The sequence below is a fragment of the Ensifer sp. 22521 genome, from assembly GCF_052044795.1.
In the GTDB taxonomy this organism is placed as follows: domain Bacteria; phylum Pseudomonadota; class Alphaproteobacteria; order Rhizobiales; family Rhizobiaceae; genus Ensifer.
The window spans coordinates 193,988-213,111 of sequence record NZ_JBQENM010000002.1 but is presented as its reverse complement, the minus strand read 5'-3'; the positions used below and the strand labels follow the sequence as shown (position 1 = coordinate 213,111).

20 protein-coding genes and 1 riboswitch are annotated in these 19,124 nt (G+C 63.0%); of the genes, 13 read left to right on the top strand and 7 right to left on the bottom strand.

Annotation, left to right across the window (positions count from 1 at the left end; genetic code table 11):
- The first annotated feature begins 60 nt into the window (after positions 1–60).
- Entirely contained in the window at positions 61–702 is a 642-nt protein-coding gene (locus tag ACTJKE_RS03085) for an arylesterase (RefSeq protein WP_057254907.1), read from the top strand.
- Positions 703–816: 114 nt separating this feature from the next.
- Entirely contained in the window at positions 817–1,407 is a 591-nt protein-coding gene (gene thpR / locus ACTJKE_RS03080; RefSeq protein WP_440691164.1) for an RNA 2',3'-cyclic phosphodiesterase, read from the top strand.
- Here the strand turns inward: thpR and ACTJKE_RS03075 are convergent.
- Positions 1,344–1,820, bottom strand: coding sequence for a low molecular weight protein-tyrosine-phosphatase (locus ACTJKE_RS03075; RefSeq protein WP_440691162.1), 477 nt, complete (start codon positions 1,818–1,820; stop codon positions 1,344–1,346). The genes thpR and ACTJKE_RS03075 overlap by 64 nt on opposite strands.
- 89 nt (positions 1,821–1,909) lie before the next feature.
- Between ACTJKE_RS03075 and ACTJKE_RS03070 the strand changes: the two genes are divergently transcribed.
- From ACTJKE_RS03070 to ACTJKE_RS03040, 7 genes are all read left to right on the top strand, one after another.
- A complete protein-coding gene (locus ACTJKE_RS03070) occupies positions 1,910–2,227 on the top strand; it encodes a 4a-hydroxytetrahydrobiopterin dehydratase (RefSeq protein WP_057254904.1) in 318 nt (105 codons plus the stop codon).
- 104 nt (positions 2,228–2,331) lie between these two features.
- The gene (locus ACTJKE_RS03065; protein WP_057254903.1) at positions 2,332–2,709 is read left to right on the top strand and encodes a YkvA family protein; all 378 of its coding nucleotides are present in this window, start codon (positions 2,332–2,334) and stop codon (positions 2,707–2,709) included.
- A gap of 397 nt (positions 2,710–3,106) precedes the next feature.
- Positions 3,107–3,610: an invasion associated locus B family protein gene (locus ACTJKE_RS03060; protein WP_057255088.1), complete on the top strand. Its 504-nt coding sequence runs from the start codon at positions 3,107–3,109 to the stop codon at positions 3,608–3,610.
- 283 nt (positions 3,611–3,893) lie between these two features.
- Positions 3,894–5,129, top strand: coding sequence for a 23S rRNA (adenine(2503)-C(2))-methyltransferase RlmN (rlmN, locus tag ACTJKE_RS03055; protein ID WP_057254902.1), 1,236 nt, complete (start codon positions 3,894–3,896; stop codon positions 5,127–5,129).
- A 145-nt stretch (positions 5,130–5,274) separates the two neighbouring features.
- Complete coding sequence (locus ACTJKE_RS03050; protein ID WP_440691160.1) at positions 5,275–6,228, top strand: ABC transporter substrate-binding protein; 954 nt, start codon at positions 5,275–5,277, stop codon at positions 6,226–6,228.
- A gap of 215 nt (positions 6,229–6,443) precedes the next feature.
- The gene (locus ACTJKE_RS03045) at positions 6,444–7,322 is read left to right on the top strand and encodes an ABC transporter permease (RefSeq protein WP_113132349.1); all 879 of its coding nucleotides are present in this window, start codon (positions 6,444–6,446) and stop codon (positions 7,320–7,322) included.
- Complete coding sequence (locus ACTJKE_RS03040; protein ID WP_058321678.1) at positions 7,319–8,113, top strand: ABC transporter ATP-binding protein; 795 nt, start codon at positions 7,319–7,321, stop codon at positions 8,111–8,113. The genes ACTJKE_RS03045 and ACTJKE_RS03040 overlap by 4 nt, the downstream gene beginning before the upstream one ends.
- A 264-nt stretch (positions 8,114–8,377) precedes the next feature.
- On the opposite strand, the gene ACTJKE_RS03035 is transcribed toward ACTJKE_RS03040, so the two are convergent.
- Complete coding sequence (locus ACTJKE_RS03035) at positions 8,378–9,019, bottom strand: LysE family translocator (protein WP_058321677.1); 642 nt, start codon at positions 9,017–9,019, stop codon at positions 8,378–8,380.
- Between the two features lie 171 nt (positions 9,020–9,190).
- Between ACTJKE_RS03035 and ACTJKE_RS03030 the strand changes: the two genes are divergently transcribed.
- Positions 9,191–10,408, top strand: a complete 1,218-nt coding sequence (locus tag ACTJKE_RS03030) for an argininosuccinate synthase (RefSeq protein WP_057254897.1) — start codon at positions 9,191–9,193, stop codon at positions 10,406–10,408.
- 61 nt (positions 10,409–10,469) lie between these two features.
- Here the strand turns inward: ACTJKE_RS03030 and ACTJKE_RS03025 are convergent, their stop codons facing one another.
- From ACTJKE_RS03025 to ACTJKE_RS03005, 5 genes are all read right to left on the bottom strand, one after another.
- On the bottom strand, positions 10,470–11,708 hold the full coding sequence (locus ACTJKE_RS03025; protein ID WP_112995644.1) for a multidrug effflux MFS transporter: 1,239 nt from the start codon (positions 11,706–11,708) through the stop codon (positions 10,470–10,472).
- Positions 11,705–12,208 (bottom strand): MarR family winged helix-turn-helix transcriptional regulator, encoded by a 504-nt coding sequence (locus ACTJKE_RS03020; protein WP_112995710.1) that lies wholly within the window; start codon positions 12,206–12,208, stop codon positions 11,705–11,707. The genes ACTJKE_RS03025 and ACTJKE_RS03020 overlap by 4 nt, the downstream gene beginning before the upstream one ends.
- 77 nt (positions 12,209–12,285) lie before the next feature.
- A complete protein-coding gene (locus ACTJKE_RS03015) occupies positions 12,286–14,112 on the bottom strand; it encodes an ABC-F family ATP-binding cassette domain-containing protein (protein WP_112995643.1) in 1,827 nt (608 codons plus the stop codon).
- A gap of 3 nt (positions 14,113–14,115) precedes the next feature.
- Positions 14,116–14,766: a thiamine diphosphokinase gene (locus ACTJKE_RS03010; RefSeq protein WP_057255087.1), complete on the bottom strand. Its 651-nt coding sequence runs from the start codon at positions 14,764–14,766 to the stop codon at positions 14,116–14,118.
- Positions 14,767–14,850: 84 nt separating this feature from the next.
- On the bottom strand, positions 14,851–15,336 hold the full coding sequence (locus ACTJKE_RS03005; protein WP_057254893.1) for a GNAT family N-acetyltransferase: 486 nt from the start codon (positions 15,334–15,336) through the stop codon (positions 14,851–14,853).
- 145 nt (positions 15,337–15,481) lie between these two features.
- A riboswitch (TPP riboswitch) is annotated at positions 15,482–15,600 on the top strand.
- A 49-nt stretch (positions 15,601–15,649) separates the two neighbouring features.
- On the opposite strand from ACTJKE_RS03005, the gene thiB reads away from it, so the two are divergent.
- From thiB to thiQ, 3 genes are read left to right on the top strand one after another with little or no spacing between them, the layout of a single operon-like run.
- On the top strand, positions 15,650–16,678 hold the full coding sequence (thiB, locus tag ACTJKE_RS03000; protein WP_058321672.1) for a thiamine ABC transporter substrate binding subunit: 1,029 nt from the start codon (positions 15,650–15,652) through the stop codon (positions 16,676–16,678).
- A gap of 7 nt (positions 16,679–16,685) precedes the next feature.
- Positions 16,686–18,314, top strand: coding sequence for a thiamine/thiamine pyrophosphate ABC transporter permease ThiP (gene thiP / locus ACTJKE_RS02995; protein ID WP_256436665.1), 1,629 nt, complete (start codon positions 16,686–16,688; stop codon positions 18,312–18,314).
- A complete protein-coding gene (thiQ, locus tag ACTJKE_RS02990) occupies positions 18,311–19,030 on the top strand; it encodes a thiamine ABC transporter ATP-binding protein (protein WP_057254891.1) in 720 nt (239 codons plus the stop codon). Before thiP ends, thiQ begins: the two co-directional genes overlap by 4 nt.
- The last annotated feature ends 94 nt before the right edge of the window (positions 19,031–19,124 follow it).

The following is a 19,124-nucleotide window of genomic DNA, read 5'->3' as shown; positions in this document are numbered from 1 at the left end:
ACAACCCTATATGAACGAAATGGGGAACAGAAACGGCATTCGGGATTTAGGAACAGGCCCATGGCATTAAAAGGATTTCAACGGGTTTTCTTGGCACTGACGATGACAATTGCGTTATCATCGGCAGCACGCGCCGAGACGATCAGCCTCGTGGGGTTCGGCGACAGCCTGATGGCGGGCTATCAGCTCCCGCCGCAGGACGCCTTCCCCGCTCGGCTCGAAAAGGCGCTGAAGGAAAAGGGCCTGGACGTGACGATCGCGAACGCCGGCGTTTCCGGCGACACCTCATCCGGCGGTCTTGCCCGCATCGACTGGTCCGTGCCCGATGGCACAAAGGGCGTGATCCTCGAGCTTGGCGCCAACGATGCGCTGCGCGGTATCCCGCCGGAAGAGACCCGCAAGAACATCGAGGCGATGATTACGCGCCTCAAGGACCGTGGCATTCCGGTGCTGCTCGCGGGCATGATGGCACCGCCGAACATGGGCGCCGACTATGCCGCCCGCTTCAACCCGATCTTCCCGGAGCTCGCCGAAAAATATGGGCTGGAACTCTACCCGTTCTTCCTCGACGGCGTGGTGACCGAGGCGAAGCTCAAGCTCGAAGACGGCATGCATCCCAATGGCGACGGCGTCGGCGTAATGGTCGAGAAGGCACTGCCTATCGTCGAACGCTTTCTGGCAACCTTGAATAAGACGGAGTGATGACATCGTCCACAGTTAAGGGAACGTTAATATTCGTAAGTGTCAAATACTAGTTGCGTGCAGACTCGATGCGTGATTCGCTGAGACATCTGCAAGAGATTCGGGGAGCTCGCCATGCCGAGACTATTCACCGCCCTCGAAATTCCGCGCAATGCAGCAATGAGTCTTTCGTTGCTGCGCGGAGGACTTCCCGGAGCTCGCTGGATAGATGTGGAGAACTACCACATCACCTTGCGCTTCATCGGTGACGTCGACTGGCGCACCGCCGACGAGATCATCGACAAGCTCGATCGGATCGAAAGACCGGAATTCCAACTGCAGCTGACCGGCACCGGCGCTTTCGGCTCGAAGAAGCCGCATTCCGTCTGGGCCGGCGTCAGCAACCACCCGGAAATGTACGCCCTTCAGGCCGAGATCGAGCGCATCTGCCAGCGGCTCGGGCTCGGGCCGGATCCGCGAAAATTCACGCCGCATGTGACGCTCGCCCGGCTGCGCTCAAGCCGCGTCGAGGATGTGGTCGAGTACCTCTCCGGACGCGGTAATTTCATGACTTCGCTCTTCACCGTCTCGCGCTTCGTGCTTCTGTCATCGCGCGACTCGGTCGGTGGCGGGCCATACCTCACGGAAGAGGTCTTCCCGCTTCACGAGGCGCGGTCACCGAACCTTTCGAGCAACGACGAGCACCCGGCTTCGAACATCTGGTAGAGCGCCTCGAAGGCTTCTGGCCCTTCGTAATAGGGGTCCGGGACATCCTGATTGCGGGCGGACGCATAGTCGAGGAAGAGATGCACCTTCTCGGCCGCATCGGCGGGCGCCAAGCGCTTGAGCGTGCGGACATTGTTTTCGTCCATGCCGAGGATCAGGTCGAAATCCCGGAAATCGTCCGGCCGAACCTGGCGCCCGCGCAGCGCAGAGATGTCGATCCCGCGCCGCCGCGCCGCCTGGATCGAGCGGTTGTCGGGCGGATCGCCGATGTGCCAGGCACCGGTTCCGGCCGAATCCACCTGCAGCGCTGGTGCCAATCCCTTTTGCTCGGCCAATGCGCGCAGCACACCCTCGGCCAGCGGCGACCGGCAGATATTGCCGAGACAAACGAAAAGAACTCTGACCGGTTTCATGCTATTCAATTTCGACAGGACTGGAGATTGATGCGCATTTATACGCAGCAGCTCGGCCTTCGAACAGGTCGATGTGTGGGAGAGAGACGATGACTGCGGAAAAGCTCGACGAGGCAACGATTGCCGAAAACCTGCACAAGATGGAAGGCTGGGTGCGAGCCGAAGACGGCAACTCGATCTGGAAGGCGTTCCGCTTCAAGAACTTCGTCGAAGCCTTCGGTTTCATGACCGAGTGCGCGATCGTCGCCGAAAAATTCAACCATCATCCCGAATGGTTCAACGTCTACAATCGCGTCGACGTAACCCTGACCACCCATGATGCCGGTGGGCTGACGGAACTCGACTTCAAATTGGCGGCGCGCATGGACAAGGCGGCGGCCGGCCGGATGCCGGATCATTTGAAATAGCACGGCCGATCCCCATATTGAGAAACGCCAGAGCATCCCGCTTTCAAGCGGAAAGCGGATAAGATGCTCTGGAATCAAAATGCTAGAGCGCCGGAAGCGGGACGATGGACGACATCAAGATCGGTGAAATTCTCTTGCCAGGCGAAGAATCCGAGCAGGAGCGCCGGGAAAAGCGCGTGAAGCGACGCTTCTGGCCGACCTTTCGGCGCGCTGCCCGGCAGATCCCGTTCAGCCGCGATCTCGTCGCCGCCTATTACTGCGCGATTGACCCGAAGACGCCGACACGCACCCGCGGCATTCTGCTCGCAGCGCTCGCTTATTTCGTGCTGCCGCTCGACTTCCTGCCCGACGTGCTGGCAGTGGTCGGTTTCTCCGACGACGTGGCGGTGCTGACCGCGGCCTTCGCCGCCATCAGCGGACAGATCAAGGAAACGCACTATACCAAGGCCGACGAGACGCTGGCCGACACGCCCGAGGGCTGATGTTGAAAGCCGGCCGCCAGGTTGTGGCGCCCCATTCCTGCCCGAAAGTCAAACTCTTGCCCGAATCTTTGTGGCATAGACTTGCAAATGACGCTGGTCGCACGGTTAGGCGCGGCTGGCGCCATGTAATGGCTTGGGGCAGGAAACCTTCTGGAACAGCATTCCGAGGCGACGCGCATCCGGCATCGACCCTTGGTTCGCTCACCGCGAATCATCGGGTGAAAGACGCTGGGGCAGATGGGGCAAACCGCCCCATTTCGGGGCTAAACCCGCGGTTTTCAGCCTTCGTTGACGGTTTGGTAACCTGAATTAAGTCAAAACAAATCAAATCATGACTACGCGTCGCCCGTCTGACCTGTTTCGGGTGATCGAAAAGCAAGAAAAGCGGCAGGACCTCATGTTTGTAAGAAAGATCGCAACCGCAATCGCACTCGTTCTGGCAACCGCCAGCATGGCTGCCGCTCAGTCTCCGACGCGCATCCAGCAGTTCAACGCCTGGGGCGCCTATTCCTACAACGCCGGCGGCGGCAAGGTCTGCTACGTCCTCTCGGTTCCGAAGGAAAAGAGCCCGGCCGGCGTCGACCACGGCGACATCTTCTTCCTCGTATCCCAGCGCCCGGGCCAGAACATCAGCTATGAGCCGCAGGCGATGATGGGCTACCCCCTTCAGGAAAACTCCAAGGTCAACGTCGTCATCGACGGCCGCACCTTCGTGATGTTTACCAAGGGCAACTCCGCCTGGGTGGAAAACGCGGCGGAAGAACCGGCGCTCGTCGCCGCGATGAAGACCGGCAAGGCCATGTCGGTCAACGCCAAGTCGCGCAAGGGCACGGCCACCTCCTACTCCTATTCGCTCTCGGGCATCTCGGCTGCGCTGAAGCAGATCGAAGCCTGCAAGTAATCCAGGCATGTCACGCAGTGTGCAGCGGTCTTGCGGCACAACAGGCGTGAAAGCCATGGCGAAGAACCAGACATTGGGCCGGCTGCGAAGCCGGCCTTTTGCATTCAAAGGGTCTGCCTCGTGACTCCGGGCCAAAACAATGCTAAAGCCCGGCCCAACTTGAGAGCCTCCGCGCCCTGATTGGCCGCTTTCGATGGCTCGACCGATTTCAATTCGCGCATCAGGACGAATTCCGGACCCGCTCTCCGGACGGCCTCACGCTGTACGACAGGACATCAAGAGCATGGCAGCCACTGAAATTCTGAACCGGGTGGAGATCGCTAGGGCACCGCAGGTGCGCGCAGCGCCCGAAGCGGAGAAGCCGTCGCTGATCGGCCTCCTGCGCGAGGACATGGCGAAGGCCCTCGTCGAAAAGGGCGTGCCGGAGCGCCAGGTCAAGATGCGCGTCAGTCAGCTCTGGCACTGGCTCTACGTGCGCGGCGTCTCCGACTTCGACCACATGACGAACGTGTCGAAGGACATGCGCGAGATGCTGAAGCAGCATTTCACCATTGCCCGGCCCGAAATCGTCGAGGAGCAGATCTCCGGCGACGGCACCCGCAAGTGGCTGCTGCGCTTCCCGGCACGCGGTGCCGGCCGCCCGGTCGAGATCGAGACCGTTTACATCCCCGAAGAAGGCCGCGGCACGCTCTGCATTTCGAGCCAGGTCGGCTGCACACTCACCTGTTCCTTCTGTCACACGGGCACGCAGAAGCTGGTGCGCAATCTGACGGCCGAAGAAATCCTGGCGCAGCTGCTGCTTGCCCGCGACCGGCTCGGCGATTTCCCGGAGCGCGACACGCCACAGGGCGCGATCGTGCCGGCCGAGGGCCGCAAGATCACCAACATCGTGATGATGGGCATGGGCGAGCCGCTCTACAATTTCGAACACGTCAAGACCGCACTGCTGATCGCGTCTGACGGCGAGGGCCTGTCGCTCTCCAAGCGCCGCATCACGCTCTCGACCTCCGGCATCGTGCCGGAAATCTACCGCACCGGCGAAGAGATCGGCGTCATGCTGGCGATCTCGCTGCACGCGGTGCGCGACGACCTGCGCGACATGCTGGTGCCGATCAACAAGAAGTACCCCCTGAAGGAACTGATGGACGCCTGCCGCGCCTATCCGGGTCTCTCGAACGCCCGCCGCATCACCTTCGAATATGTGATGCTGAAGGATGTCAACGACAGCCTCGAAGACGCCAAGCAACTGGTGAAGCTCCTGAAGGGGGTACCGGCGAAGATCAACCTCATCCCCTTCAACCCGTGGCCTGGCACCAACTACCAGTGCTCCGACTGGGAACACATCGAGAAGTTTGCTGACTTCATCAACCAGGCCGGTTATGCCTCTCCGATCCGCACGCCGCGCGGTCGCGACATTCTCGCCGCCTGCGGCCAGCTGAAGTCGGAATCCGAGCGCATGCGCAAGGTCGACCGCCTTGCCTTCGAGGCGATGATGATCGCCAATCACGGCGAGGACTGAGACGAACCGCCTGCCCCGCGGCGGTTTTCCGGTCCCGGCTCGCCGGGATCGATGAAGAACTTTGATGGGTGATGCAGTTCCTATCGATTGATTTCATTCTCCCGGTTTCCTAAGAAAGCGGGAAATCAATTCAGGAGGACAACCCATGCGCTCACTTCTCATCGCCCTTGCCGCCACGGTGGCATTCACTCTGCCGGCCCGTGCCGATGAGGTGACCGTCGCCGTGACCGCGATCGTCGAGCATCCGGCGCTCGATGCCGCCCGCGACGGCGTGAAGGATGCGCTGGCTGCCGCCGGCTACAAGGAAGGCGAGAACCTCAAGTTCATCTACGAGTCGGCCCAGGGCAACCCGGCAACCGCCGCCCAGATCGCCCGCCAGTTCGCCGGCGAGGCACCGAATGTGATCGTGCCGATCTCGACGCCGTCGGCCCAGGCCGTCGTCTCCTCGACCCGCGACATTCCGGTTGTCTTCACCGCCGTTTCCGATCCGCTCGGCGCGCAGCTCGTCAAGGACATGGACAAGCCCGGCGGCAACGTCACCGGCCTCTCCGACATGTCGCCGGTTGCCGAACACGTCGCGCTGATCAAGGAAATCCTGCCGAACGCCAAGTCGATCGGCTATCTCTACAATTCCGGTGAAGCCAACTCCGTTTCGCTGCTTGCAGTTCTCAAGACCGAAGCCGAAAAGGCCGGCCAGACCGTCGTCGAATCCGCCGCCACCAAGTCGGCTGAAGTTCAGGGTGCGGCCCGCGCCCTCGTCGGTCGCGCCGATGCGATCTACGTGCCCACCGACAACACGATCATCTCCGCGCTGGAAGGCGCCGTCGCTGTCGCTGAAGAAGCCAAGCTGCCGCTCTTCACCGCCGACACGGATTCGGTTGCCCGCGGCTCGCTCGCAGCCCTCGGCTTCAACTACTACGACGTCGGCAAGCAGACCGGCGAAGTCGTCGTGCGCATCCTCAAGGGCGAAAACCCCGGCGACATCGCCGTGAAGGTCGCCGCCGGTTCCGACCTGGTGATCAACAAGAAGGCCGCCGAGAAAATGGGCGTCACCCTTCCGGAAAGTGTCGTAAAGCGCGCAACGCGCGTCGTTGAATAAGGCTTTCTGCCTTTTCAGGTTCAAGTTTGTTGCGTTTTGCCCGCCTCCGTTCCATACGGGGGCGGTTCGCTATGAGGGGCCTGCATCCTTGGGATTGAGGGGCCGCTCCGAAGTTCTAAGCCGCACATGCGCCCGGCCACAGATGGCCCCATGTGCCAGGCGGGAGCGTCGCATAAGGACAACCACGCGCGACACGTAGAAAAGAGGGTCTGGGGTTGAGTCTAATCGCTTTCTGGGGAGCCGTGGAACTGGGGCTGGTCTACGCCTTTGTTGCCGTCGGCGTCTTTCTTGCATTCCGGGTACTCGATTTCCCCGACCTGACCGTCGACGGATCGTTTCCGCTGGGCGCCGCCGTCACCGCCGTTCTGATCATTGCCGGCGTCAACCCATGGCTTGCCGCCTGCGTGGCGATGGTCGCGGGGGCTGCCGCCGGTATCGTCACGGCGATGCTCAACGTGCGCTTCAAGATCCTCAACCTGCTCGCCTCGATCCTGACGATGATCGCGCTGTTCTCGGTCAACCTGCGCGTCATGGGCAAGCCGAACGTCGCGCTGATCAATGCCGACACGATGCTGTCGCCCTTCTACGGTCTCGGTCTTCGTGATTTCTACGTCCGGCCGCTGTTCATCGGCGTGCTCGTCGTCATCGCCGTCATCATCGTCTGGCGCTTCCTTGAGAGCGATGCCGGTCTCGCGATGCGCGCCACCGGCGCCAATGCCCGCATGGCTCGCGCGCAAGGGGTCGACACCAACCGCCAGATCTATCTGGGCATGGCGATCTCCAACGCGCTCGTCGCCTTCGGCGGCGCGCTCTTTGCCCAGACCAACGGTTTCGCCGATGTCACCTCGGGCGTCGGAACCATCGTCGTCGGCCTTGCCGCCGTCATTATCGGCGAGACGCTGCTCGGCGCGCGCGGCATCCTGATCGCACTGATCGGCTGCGTGCTCGGCTCGATCCTCTACCGCATCGCCATTCAGTTGGCGCTGTCGACCGACATGCTCGGGCTGCAGGCCTCCGACCTTAACTTCGTCACCGCCGCGCTCGTCACCTTCGCCCTCGTCCTTCCCCGCCTGCGTCGTGGAGGTGCGGCATGATCAGCGTCAACAACATCCAGGTCGTCTTCGGCAAGGGTACGCCGCTGCAGAAGCAGGCGCTGAATGGCGTTAGCCTGACGATCGAACAAGGCTCCTTCGTCACCGTCATCGGCTCCAATGGCGCCGGCAAATCGACACTTCTCGGCGTGCTCGCCGGCGATGTGCTGCCGAGCGAAGGCCAGGTGATGATCGGCAAGACCGATGTCAGCCGCAAGGGCACCGCCGCCCGCGCCGGCCTCGTCGCCCGTGTCTTTCAGGATCCGCTGACCGGCAGCTGCGGCGCTCTCTCCATCGAGGAGAACCTGGCACTTGCCGCCAAGCGCGGCGAGGCGCGCGGCCTGACTGCCGCGCTCGGCCCCAAGCGCCGCGAGCATTTCCGCGAGCGCATCGCCGAACTCAACCTCGGCCTTGAAAACCGCATGGGCGATCGCATGGATCTGCTCTCCGGCGGCCAGCGCCAGGCGGTTTCGCTGGTCATGGCGACGCTCGCGGGTTCCGAAGTGCTGCTGCTCGATGAGCACACCGCAGCGCTCGACCCGGGCATGGCCGAGTTCGTGATGAACCTCACCCAGAAGATCGTCTCGGAGCGCAAGCTGACGACGATGATGGTCACCCATTCGATGCGCCAGGCGCTCGATTACGGCCACCGCACCATCATGCTGCACGGCGGCGAGATCGTACTCGACGTCGCCGGCGACAGCCGCAAGGAATTGCAGGTCGAGGACCTGATCGCCATGTTCCGCCGCATCCGCGGCCAGACGCTCGACGACGACGCCCTGCTGATCGGCTGATCCGGTCTGCCTGTCTCGCGGTCACAGCCGGCCCCTCATCTGCCTGCCGGCATCTTCTCCCCGTTGCCACGGGGAGAAGAGACAAGTGGCAGTCTCTCAGTCCTTTTTCGGCAGATGGCGTGGGTTGCAACCTATGACCGCTTTACACTTCGCCTGAAAGCACCCCCAACAATCACCGTTTCCGCCGAACAGTGCGGCACGTGTTCTTCTCCCCGCAAGCGGGGAGAAGATGCCGGCAGGCAGATGAGGGGCGAAACTGTCCGCTTACCGCGCCGTCGTCATGAAGATCTTGACCGCAAACACCGAAAAGACCCCGGCGAAGCTGTAATCGAGCGCTCGCATCACGCCCCTGTTGCGCTGCAGCCAGGAGGCCAGCCAATCGGCGGTGAACACCACCAGCATATTGACCGGCATGCCGATCAGGATGAACAGCAGGCCGAGGAACAAAAGCTTGCCGGTGACCGAAGGATCGTCGGCGCTGACGAACTGCGGCAGGAAGGTCATGAAGAAGATGATGACCTTGGGATTGAGCAGGTTCACCCAGAAGCCGGCCGAAATGTTGGCAAGCGCGGTGCCCTCCGTGACCTCGACCTTCTGAACGGAAATGCTCGAACCAAAGCGGATCGCCTGCACCGCAAGCCACAGAAGATAGGCGGCACCACCGGTCTTGAGGATGGTGAAGGCGGTGGGCGAAGCGGTGATCAGCGCCGAAATGCCGAAGGCGACGAGAAGCGTATGCACGACGATGCCGAAGCTGGTGCCGAGCACCACGAAGAGTGCCGCCTTCTTGCCCTGAGCCAGAGCCCGGCTGATCGAAAGCGTCATGTCCGGGCCGGGCGTCGCCGCCAGAAGCAGCGTTGCGGCGGCGAAGGTGGCGAGGGTCGGCAGGCCAGGAATGAAGTCCATCGTCAGTCACCTCGGGGCAAGATCGCCCCCTCTAACGCCACGCCTTCGCTTTTGCCAGCGGATTCGCGCCATGGCGCGTTCTAGCGCTTGTATCGCCGCAGGTTCTGGCTAAAGTGCCGCAGATTTGCACGCGGCATCGCCGCCCTCCCCAAGACCAGACGGACGGAAACCATGGCATCGCATAAAGACGTGAAAAAGGTCGTTCTCGCCTATTCGGGCGGTCTCGACACCTCGATTATCCTGAAGTGGCTGCAGACCGAACTCGGCGCGGAAGTCGTCACCTTCACCGCTGACCTCGGCCAAGGCGAAGAGCTCGAGCCGGCGCGCAAGAAGGCCGAAATGCTCGGCATCAAGGAGATCTACATCGAGGACGTCCGCGAGGAATTCGTCAAGGATTTCGTCTTCCCGATGTTCCGCGCAAATGCCGTCTATGAAGGCGTCTACCTGCTCGGCACCTCGATCGCACGCCCGCTGATTTCCAAGCACCTGATCGACATCGCCAAGAAGACCGGTGCCGACGCCATCGCCCATGGCGCCACCGGCAAGGGCAATGACCAGGTTCGCTTCGAGCTTTCGGCCTATGCTCTGAACCCGGATATCAAGATCATCGCTCCCTGGCGCGACTGGTCGTTCAAAAGCCGCACCGACCTGCTCGAATTCGCCGAGAAGCACCAGATCCCGGTTGCCAAGGACAAGAAGGGCGAGGCGCCGTTCTCCGTCGACGCCAACCTGCTGCACTCCTCCTCCGAGGGCAAGGTTCTCGAAGATCCGGCCCAGGAAGCCCCGGAATACGTGCATATGCGCACGATCTCGCCGGAAGCCGCTCCGGACCAGGCGACCGTCATCAAGATCGGCTTCGAGCGTGGTGACGCCGTCTCGATCAACGGCGTGCGCCTGTCGCCCGCCTCTCTGCTTGCCAAGCTTAACGAGTACGGCCGCGACAACGGCATCGGCCGTCTCGATCTCGTCGAGAACCGCTTCGTCGGCATGAAGTCGCGCGGCGTCTATGAGACCCCCGGCGGCACGATCCTGCTCGCCGCGCACCGCGCGATCGAATCGATCACGCTCGACCGGGGTGCCGCACACCTCAAGGACGAGCTGATGCCGCGTTACGCCGAGCTGATCTACTACGGCTTCTGGTTCTCGCCGGAGCGCGAAATGCTGCAGGCAGCGATCGACAAGAGCCAGGAGCATGTCGAGGGCGAAGTGACGCTGAAGCTCTACAAGGGCAACGTTATGACCATCGGCCGCGAAAGCGACAAGTCGCTCTATTCCGACAAACTCGTCACCTTCGAGGACGACCAGGGCGCCTACGACCAAAAGGATGCCGCCGGCTTCATCAAGCTCAACGCGCTGCGCCTGCGCACGCTGGCTGCGCGCAACCGCTAAGTCGGTAAGCGCTGAAAGACAAAGCCTCCGCGATCCGTTCGCGGAGGCTTTTTTGTTTCCGCTACTCCGCCGCCTCCAGCAGCGGATCCTCGCGGTCAACGGCCGCCGCCAGCGGCTTCAGCCGAACCGTCCGGCGATACCAGACATAGCTGAGGATAGAGACGAGGCCGAAGCTCGGAATGATCGTGCCGAGTGCCAGCACCGGGACCCCCACCGCAGCGGCGATCGCGCCACCGAGCAGGCCTGAGCCCATCTGGACGAAGCCCATCATCGCGGATGCCGTGCCGGCGATATCGGGAAAGGGCGCCATCGCCGCCGTCATCATGTAGGGCATGACGAAGGCGATGCCGAAGGCATAGACGCCGATCGGCAGCATGACCGAAAGGAAGCTCGGCGACAGCGCGTGCATGCTGTAGGCGAGGATCAGGCTGGCGAGACCGATGAAGACGAGGCCTGCCGGTACCAGCGCCTGCGGCGTGAACCGGCGCATCAGCAGCCGTACCACCACCGTTCCCGAAAAGAACAGCCCCGACTGCATCAGCATGCCGACACCGAACTCGGTCGGCGTCAGGCCGACTTCGTTGATCAGCACAAAAGGCAGCATCGTCGCCCAGGCATAGAGCGCGCCGACAGCTCCGCCGATGACGAGCGTCGAGGAGACGAAGCGGCTGTCGCTCACCAACCTGCGATAGGCCGCCAAGATCGGCCTTAGGTGTCCCTTGCTCGGATCGGGCGTCGCGGTCTCGGCCATAAAGAACTGCACGGTGATGCAAGCCATGGCGGCAAAGCCGACCATCAGCAAGAAGATCGACTGCCAGCCGAAAAGGCCGAGCGCCAGACCGCCGAGCGTCGGCGATAAGGCTGGCCCCAGCGCCAGCATCATGCCGATCATGTTCATGATCCGCGCCGCTTCGGTCCCGGTGAACTGGTCCCGCACGATCGCCCGCGCCACCGTCATACCGACGGAAGCACCGATACCCTGAACCAGGCGCCCGGCAAGCAGCTCCGCAACCGACGGCGCAAAGGCAGACATCAGGCTGCCGACGAGATAGATCGCCATGAAGATCAGCGTCGCGCGGCGGCGCCCGATGACGTCGGATAGCGTGCCGGAAACGAGCTGGGCAAAGGCGAAGCCGGCGAAATAGAGCGACAGCGTCATCTTGATCGCCGCTTCGCTCGACGAAAACGCCCGCACCAGCTCCGGCATCGCCGGCGTATAGAGCGCCATGGAAACTGGCCCGAGCGCCACCAGGAACGCCCCGATGATGCTGGTGCGCCGCTCGCTCATGCGACGCGTCATTGCGAGGCTCCAGGCTGGTCCTCGGACTTCTCCGCTGTCTCCTTGCCGGCAAGGCACGGGTCAAGCTCACGCAAGTTGTCGCGCAGGATGCGCAGATTGGCGCAGAGAACCTCGCGCGTCGCCTCGTCGAGCCCGGCAGTATAGGCGTTCATCATCTCCCTGAGCCCCGTCATCAGCTCGGTGAGCAGCGGACCGGCCTTCTCGGTGATGGCGACGTTCTTGGCGCGGCGATCCGCCGGATCCGGTACGCGGGCAACAAGGCCCATCGCCTCCAGCCGATCGAGATAGGCCGAAAGCGTCATCGGCTCGATGCCCATGCGGGTGGCGATCTCGGCCTGCTTGATGCCCTCTTTCAGCGCCACCTGGATCAGCGTGCGCGCCTCGCCGGGGGTGATGCCCAGGTCCATGGCATTGACCTTGCGGTCGAAAGCCCCGCGCAAAAGGCGCGAGACGTCCGTGAGCAGCATTCCGATGGTTTCGGATTCAAGTTTGAAGGGCATCAGGATCATTCACAAATGATATAATAAGTTTTTCTTATCATATCTCCTGACGCTGTTCAACGCGCCACTGGTTGCGGCTAGCCTTCGAGCTCCTCGCGCAGCATTTCGAGCTCCAGCCATTCCTCCTCCATGCGGGCGAGATCCGCACGTAGCTTCTCCAGTTCCTGCGCGAGCTTCGCAAAGGCGTTTGGATCTTTTGTGAAAAGCTTGGGATCAGCCATCTTTTCTTCGCGCTTGGCGGCCTCGGCCTCTGCCTTGGCGATCTCCTTCGGCAGGTTTTCGAGCGCGAATTTCTGCTTGTAGGAAAGCTTGCCCTTGGCGGCCTTCGGCGCATCGGCGGAGGGTGCAGCGGCGTCGGCTTTGGCCTTTTCCGCCTTCTCTGCCTTGCGCTTTTCTTCAATCGCGCCCTTGCGCTGCGCCATCATGTCGGAATAGCCGCCAGCATATTCGATCCAGCGGCCATCCGGCTCCTCCGGGTTTGCCGGCGCGATCGTCGAGGTGACGGTGCGATCGAGAAAGTCACGGTCGTGGCTGACGAGAATGACCGTTCCGGCAAAGCCGGCGACGATCTCCTGCAACAGGTCCAGCGTCTCGATGTCGAGGTCGTTGGTCGGCTCGTCGAGGATCAGAAGATTGGTCGCCCGCGAAAGAATGCGCGCCAGCATCAGCCGAGCGCGCTCGCCACCCGAGAGCTCGCGGATCGGCGTGCGCGCCTGTTCCGGCTGGAACAGGAAATCCTTCATGTAGCCGGTAACGTGGCGCTGCTCACCGTTGACAAGCAGGTTGTCGCCGCGCCCGTCGGTCAGGTAATGGGCCAGCGTGTCGTCCAGGTTGAGGTCTTCGCGCTTCTGGTCGAGCGTCGCCATTTCGAGGTTGGTGCCGAGCTTGACCGTGCCTGTGTCCGGCTCGATCTGACCGGTCAACATCTTGAGGAGCGTCGTCTTGCCGGCACCGTTCGGACCGACGAGACCGATGCGGTCACCGCGATGGACGCGGATCGAGAAGGGCGCGACGATGGTGCGGTCACCATAGGCCTTGCTGACCTTTTCGGCCTCGATCACCAGCTTGCCGGACTCCTTGGCGTCAGCTGCCGTTGCCTGCACGGTGCCTTGAGGCCCCTTGTGGCCGCGATAGACCGCGCGCATGGTCTGCAACTCGCCGAGGCGGCGCATGTTGCGCTTGCGCCGCGCCGTCACGCCGTAGCGCAGCCAGTGCTCCTCGCGCTCGATCGCCTTGCCGAGCTTGTGCTGCTCCAGTTCCTCGGCCTCCAGCACCTCGTCGCGCCAGGCTTCGAAATGGCCAAAGCCGCGATCGAGCCGGCGCGACTGGCCACGGTCGAGCCAAACGGTCGCCGTCGAGACCTTCTCCAGGAAGCGCCGGTCGTGCGAGATCAACACCAGCGCCGAACGGCTGCGGGTAAGCTCCTCTTCCAGCCATTCGATCGTCGGCAGGTCGAGATGGTTGGTCGGTTCGTCAAGCAGCAAGATGTCAGGTTCCGGCGCCATGACGCGCGCCAGTGCGGCACGGCGCGCCTCACCGCCCGAAAGGCGCGTCGGGTCTTCTTCGCCGGTCAGGCCCAGATGCTGCAGCAGGTAGGCGACGCGATAGGGATCGTCGCTCGGTCCGAGGCCGGCTTCGGCATAGGCCTGCACCGTGTCGTAGCCGTCGAAATCCGGCGCCTGGTGGAGATAGCGGATGGTCGCTGAGGGATGGCGGAACACCTCGCCCGACTGTGCCTCTGAAAGGCCCGCGGCGATCTTCATCAAGGTCGACTTGCCCGAGCCATTGCGCCCGACAAGGCAGATGCGATCGCCCGGTTCCACTTGCAGATTGGCACCGGCAAGCAGCGGCGCGCCGCCGAAGGTCAAGAAGATATCGTCGAGTTTCAGAATTGGGGGCGCCAAGGCTCAGGCTCCGGAAAGATCATAGGGGCGGGCAAGCACGATGGCGCGTCCGCTCTTGAGGCTGAAGCGAAGGGGACCCTCCGCGACGTTGGAAACGGTTCGGGACGATCCGAACGGCAGGGTGAAATCGTCAAGCGGATAGCGCGCATTGACGATCGAAAGGCCGGTCAGCTCGGTCAATCCCAGCACGGAAAAGAGACAACCTTTCGGCAGGTCGAGATCGAGCGTGCCTGCCAGCAGCGGGTAGGCTTCTTCCTCGCCCGAGGTCATCAGCACCGAAAGCCCGCGCTCGGCAAGCGCTGCGGCCTGCAGCAGGTGCAGGAAGGCATGGTCGCTGCGGCTGCCGCCAAGCGCGCCGGCAAAGATCAGCCGATCAGCGCCGCGGGACAACGCAGCCTCGACCGCGATCTCGCCATCCGTCGCAGCCTTTGCCGCCGGGTAGGGCTCGCGTGGAACGGAGGCGAACTCGGACAGCAGGGCGTCTTCGGTCGAATCGAAATCGCCGACCCAGACATCCGGCACGACGCCGAGCAAGCGGGCATGGCGCATGCCGCCGTCAGCGGCAACGAAGCGGCTGCCGCTGAGCTGCTCTGTCAGCCGGCTGGTCACCGAGAGGGCGCCGCCAAGCAATATGGTGAAGGTCGATCGAGCCATGGCAATGCCCATAGCGCAAAGGATCGCGGAAGGAAAACGAAGAAAACCGCAAACCGCTGCGATCGCAGCAATTTGCCGAAGCCGTCAGTGTCCTTCCGGCACCGGTTCCGGGAATAGCATGCCGGCATAGATCCCGGGTGTTGAATCGGGAATTTCGATCGCGCCGGCCACGCGCTCGTAGAACTTCGCCGGGCCGACGCCACCGATGACCGCATAGCCGTAGCCCGCCTCGCGCATCGCCGTCAGGCTTGCAAGCAGCAGCGCCTCGCCGATGCCCTGCCCACGCATACCTTCATCGACGCCGGTTGGGCCGAAGAAGCCGAGCGCTGTCACGTCGTGGCAGGCAAAGCCGACGATCTTTTCGTCGTGCACCGCGACGTGCATGCGTGTCGGGGTCGAGGAGAAGGCAGCTTCCGCTTCGCCTGCCCAGCCGGCGCCAAACGTCTTTTCGATCCAGGAGACCACCAGACGGCGTTCCGGCGCCATGGCGCGACGGATGCTGATGCCTGAACCAAGCCGCGACTGGGGCTCTGCCGGAAGGGCATAAAGGCGAACTAGCATATCTGGCATGGGATTTCCTCCTTGCGGCCAAGCGTGATGGTGTCATAGCGCAGTTGCCGGTTGGCGAAAACGCCCGACAGAAAATGGGCTCGCCCCATGCGTCGCCCATTCCAAACACCGCTTGCCATGAAGCCGCCGCAGCGGTAAATCTCTTGCCGCTCTAACGGGGTGCCTCCCGACCGCATGGCGGCCGGAGGCTGAGAGGCGTCAAAACGCCAACCCGCGGAACCTGATCCGGCTCATACCGGCGGAGGGATTAGACGCGATCGCACCGATACGCCCTTTTCCCGTGCAACAACGAACTTTGGGAGAGGTGCTTCGCATGTCCAATTCATCACAGCTCAAAATACTTAGCCGGCTAGCGCTGGCCGCAAGCGCAAGCCTTGTTTTCACCGGTTATGCCGCCGCTGCCGACAAGACGCTGACCGTCTACACCTATGAAAGCTTCATCACCGAATGGGGGCCGGGCGCCAAGGTGGCGGAAGCCTTCGAAAAGACCTGCGAATGCAAGGTCAACTATGTCGGTGTTGCCGATGGCGTCGAACTCTTGACGCGCCTAAAGCTCGAGGGTGCTGCCTCGAAGGCCGACATCGTGCTCGGTCTCGACACCAACCTCGTGGCGGAAGCAAAGGCAACGGGCTTCTTCGCACCGCATGGCATCGAAGCGAAGGACCTGAAGGTGCCCGGCAACTTCTCCGACGACACCTTCCTGCCCTATGACTACGGCCATTTCGCCGTCGTCTACGACACCGAGACCCTGAAGACACCGCCGAAGAGCCTCAAGGAACTGGTCGAAGGCGACGCGTCGCAGAAGATCGTCATCGAGGACCCGCGCACCTCGACGCCGGGCCTCGGATTGCTGCTTTGGGTCAAGGCGGTCTATGGCGACGAGGCGGGTGCTGCCTGGGCGAAGCTCAAGGACCGTGTTCTGACCGTCACCCCCGGCTGGTCGGAAGCCTATGGCCTCTTCACCAAGGGCGAAGCGCCGATGGTGCTCTCCTACACCACCTCGCCCGCCTACCACATGGTCGCTGAGAACACCGAGCGCTACCAGGCGGCCACCTTCTCGGAAGGTCACTACATCCAGATCGAAGTCGCCGGCATGACCAAGAGTGCCAAGGAGCCGGAACTGGCAAAGCAGTTCCTCGCGTTCATGACCGGTCCGGAATTCCAGTCGATCATTCCGACAACCAACTGGATGATGCCGGTCGCAGCAACCAAGGAGCCGCTGCCGGACGCCTTCAACAAGCTGGTCAACCCGGAGAAGACCTTCCTGCTGCCATCGGAAGAGGTCGCGAAGAACCGCAAGGCCTGGATCGACGAGTGGCTTGCTGCCATGAGCAAGAACTGAGGCCGGATTGTTCGCACTTCGCGAAAACCGCATGACTGTTGTCGCCGGGGCGATTTGCCTCGGCGCCTTCCTGCTCTTCGTCGGCCTGGCGATCGCCGCCTTGCTCGCCCAAACCGGCGGCACGGACGAAGGCACTCTGTTCGACGCCTATATCTGGCGCGTCACCCGCTTCACGCTGCTGCAGGCAAGCCTTTCCACTCTGCTGTCCGTGCTCTTCGCGATACCGGTGGCGCGGGCGCTGGCGCGGCGGCCGCGTTTCTTCGGCCGGATCTGGCTGTTGCGGCTGATGGCGCTGCCGCTCGGCCTGCCCGTTCTCGTCGGCGCACTCGGGCTGATCGAGATCTGGGGACGCCAGGGCTTCCTCAATTCCGGCCTGCGCTGGCTCGGCCTCGAGCAACCGATCAGCATCTATGGCCTGTTCGGCATCCTGCTTGCCCATGTCTTCTTCAACATGCCGCTTGCGGCGCGCCTGTTCCTGGCCGGCCTCGAGCGCATTCCCGCCGAATACTGGCGCAGCGCTGCCAATCTCGGCATGCCCTCCCGAGCGCTCTTCCGCTTCATCGAATGGCCCGTCCTGCGCGGCCTGTTGCCAGGCGCGGCCGGCCTCGTCTTCATGCTCTGCGCCACCAGCTTCACGCTCGTGCTGACGCTTGGCGGCGGGCCCGCTGCCAGCACCATCGAGGTCGCGATCTATCAGGCGCTGCGCTTCGATTTCGATCCGCCACGCGCCATCGCGCTGTCCGGCCTGCAGATCGCCATGACCGGCGTCCTGCTTCTCATCCTCAGACGTCTGGCAACGGATCCGGAAGAGGGCATGACCGGCGGCCGAACCGTTCGACGCTTCGATGGCACAACCACAGCGGCGCTGTTCAACGATGGCGCCTGGATCATCCTGGCATTGCTCTTTCTCATCGCCCCGTTGATTGCGGTGGTCGTCTCCGGCCTGCAGGCCGATCTTCTGAAGCTCGCGCGCGATCCGAGCGTGCACCGGGCACTGATGACGAGTGCGGCGATCGCGCTCGCCTCGGCACTCGCCTCCGTCGCCATGGCGGCCGTGATGATCCGCGCCGCGGCGACGGTCACCGCGCCACGCCATGCGGGCGCGCCGGCACACGGCCTTGCCGGTGCGATCGGCGCCAGTACCTCGCTGATCCTGCTGGTGCCGCCTGTCGTGCTCGGCGCCGGCTGGTTTCTGCTCCTTCGCCCCTTCGGCGATGTCGCGCGCTTTGCGCCTGCCATCGTCGTGGCAATCAACGCCCTGATGGCGCTTCCTTTCGTCCACCGCATCCTGGCGCCGGCCATGGCGACGCACGCGGCGCGTTCCGAGCGGCTGACCGCGAGCCTCGGCATCCGCGGTTTTCATCGCCTGCGATGGATCGACCTTCCGGCGCTCCGAAGGCCACTGCTGATGGCGCTCTCCTTCGCCATGGCGCTATCGCTCGGCGATCTCGGCGCCGTCGCCCTGTTCGGCTCGCAGGACATGGTGACGCTTCCCTGGCTGCTCTATAGCCGCATGGGCAGCTACCGCACCGCCGATGCGGCCGGCCTCGCCCTCTTCCTCGGGCTTCTCTGCCTGATCTTCACCATCCTCGGCACAACGGAAGACGTCCGCCGGCGGGAAGGACGCAAAGCATGACCGAGCCCAACGCTGCCATAGAACTGCGCAATGTCGAGATTCGTTTCGAAACGACCACGCTGCACTTCGATTGCACTATCGCTGCCGGCGGCATCGTCGCCGTTGCCGGCGCCTCCGGTTCCGGCAAGTCGACGCTCTTTCACCTCATCGCAGGCTTTGAAGATGCCGACCACGGCGAGATCCGTGTCCTCGGCCAGAACGCTGCCAACCAGGCACCTTCGGAGCGTCCGGTCTCGATGATCTTCCAGGACAACAATCTCTTCGCCCATCTCGATGTCGCGACCAATGTCGGCCTCGGTATCGACCCGGCACTTCGCCTGACGGACGAAGATCGGAAGAGGATCGAGGACGCGCTTCGCCGCGTTGGGCTTGAAGGCTTCGGACGAAGGCTGCCGCCTACGCTTTCCGGCGGCGAACGCCAGCGGGTCGCGCTCGCCCGCGCACTTGTGCGGCACCGCCCCCTGCTCTTGCTGGATGAACCATTTGCGGCCCTCGACCCCGGGATGCGCACCGGCATGCGCACGCTTCTTGGCGAACTGCACGCGGAAGAAGGCAACACCATTCTGATGATCACGCACCATCCCGAAGACGTGAAGGCGTTGGCCGATAGCGTGCTTTTTCTCGACCAGGGGCGTATCATTGCACACGATACGCTCGACCGCTTCCTGGAGCGGCGCGACAATGCGGCAATCGACCGCTTTCTTGGCAACGCGTGACGGTGGGGCCGGTTTCTCCTCGCCCTCAGCCGATCGCCACAATTTGACCGCGGCGCCGTGCGACGCGCGAAATATCCGGCCGGGAGCGCGAATA

What these genes read in the sequence shown, in the direction of transcription:
- ACTJKE_RS03085 (WP_057254907.1), top strand. Translation starts at nt 61, where the DNA reads ATGGCATTAAAAGGATTTCAACGGGTTTTCTTGGCACTGACGATGACA.
- thpR (WP_440691164.1), top strand. Translation starts at nt 817, where the DNA reads ATGCCGAGACTATTCACCGCCCTCGAAATTCCGCGCAATGCAGCAATG.
- ACTJKE_RS03075 (WP_440691162.1), bottom strand. Translation starts at nt 1,820, where the DNA reads ATGAAACCGGTCAGAGTTCTTTTCGTTTGTCTCGGCAATATCTGCCGG.
- ACTJKE_RS03070 (WP_057254904.1), top strand. Translation starts at nt 1,910, where the DNA reads ATGACTGCGGAAAAGCTCGACGAGGCAACGATTGCCGAAAACCTGCAC.
- ACTJKE_RS03065 (WP_057254903.1), top strand. Translation starts at nt 2,332, where the DNA reads ATGGACGACATCAAGATCGGTGAAATTCTCTTGCCAGGCGAAGAATCC.
- ACTJKE_RS03060 (WP_057255088.1), top strand. Translation starts at nt 3,107, where the DNA reads ATGTTTGTAAGAAAGATCGCAACCGCAATCGCACTCGTTCTGGCAACC.
- rlmN (WP_057254902.1), top strand. Translation starts at nt 3,894, where the DNA reads ATGGCAGCCACTGAAATTCTGAACCGGGTGGAGATCGCTAGGGCACCG.
- ACTJKE_RS03050 (WP_440691160.1), top strand. Translation starts at nt 5,275, where the DNA reads ATGCGCTCACTTCTCATCGCCCTTGCCGCCACGGTGGCATTCACTCTG.
- ACTJKE_RS03040 (WP_058321678.1), top strand. Translation starts at nt 7,319, where the DNA reads ATGATCAGCGTCAACAACATCCAGGTCGTCTTCGGCAAGGGTACGCCG.
- ACTJKE_RS03035 (WP_058321677.1), bottom strand. Translation starts at nt 9,019, where the DNA reads ATGGACTTCATTCCTGGCCTGCCGACCCTCGCCACCTTCGCCGCCGCA.
- ACTJKE_RS03030 (WP_057254897.1), top strand. Translation starts at nt 9,191, where the DNA reads ATGGCATCGCATAAAGACGTGAAAAAGGTCGTTCTCGCCTATTCGGGC.
- ACTJKE_RS03025 (WP_112995644.1), bottom strand. Translation starts at nt 11,708, where the DNA reads ATGACGCGTCGCATGAGCGAGCGGCGCACCAGCATCATCGGGGCGTTC.
- ACTJKE_RS03020 (WP_112995710.1), bottom strand. Translation starts at nt 12,208, where the DNA reads ATGCCCTTCAAACTTGAATCCGAAACCATCGGAATGCTGCTCACGGAC.
- ACTJKE_RS03010 (WP_057255087.1), bottom strand. Translation starts at nt 14,766, where the DNA reads ATGGCTCGATCGACCTTCACCATATTGCTTGGCGGCGCCCTCTCGGTG.
- ACTJKE_RS03005 (WP_057254893.1), bottom strand. Translation starts at nt 15,336, where the DNA reads ATGCCAGATATGCTAGTTCGCCTTTATGCCCTTCCGGCAGAGCCCCAG.
- thiB (WP_058321672.1), top strand. Translation starts at nt 15,650, where the DNA reads ATGTCCAATTCATCACAGCTCAAAATACTTAGCCGGCTAGCGCTGGCC.
- thiQ (WP_057254891.1), top strand. Translation starts at nt 18,311, where the DNA reads ATGACCGAGCCCAACGCTGCCATAGAACTGCGCAATGTCGAGATTCGT.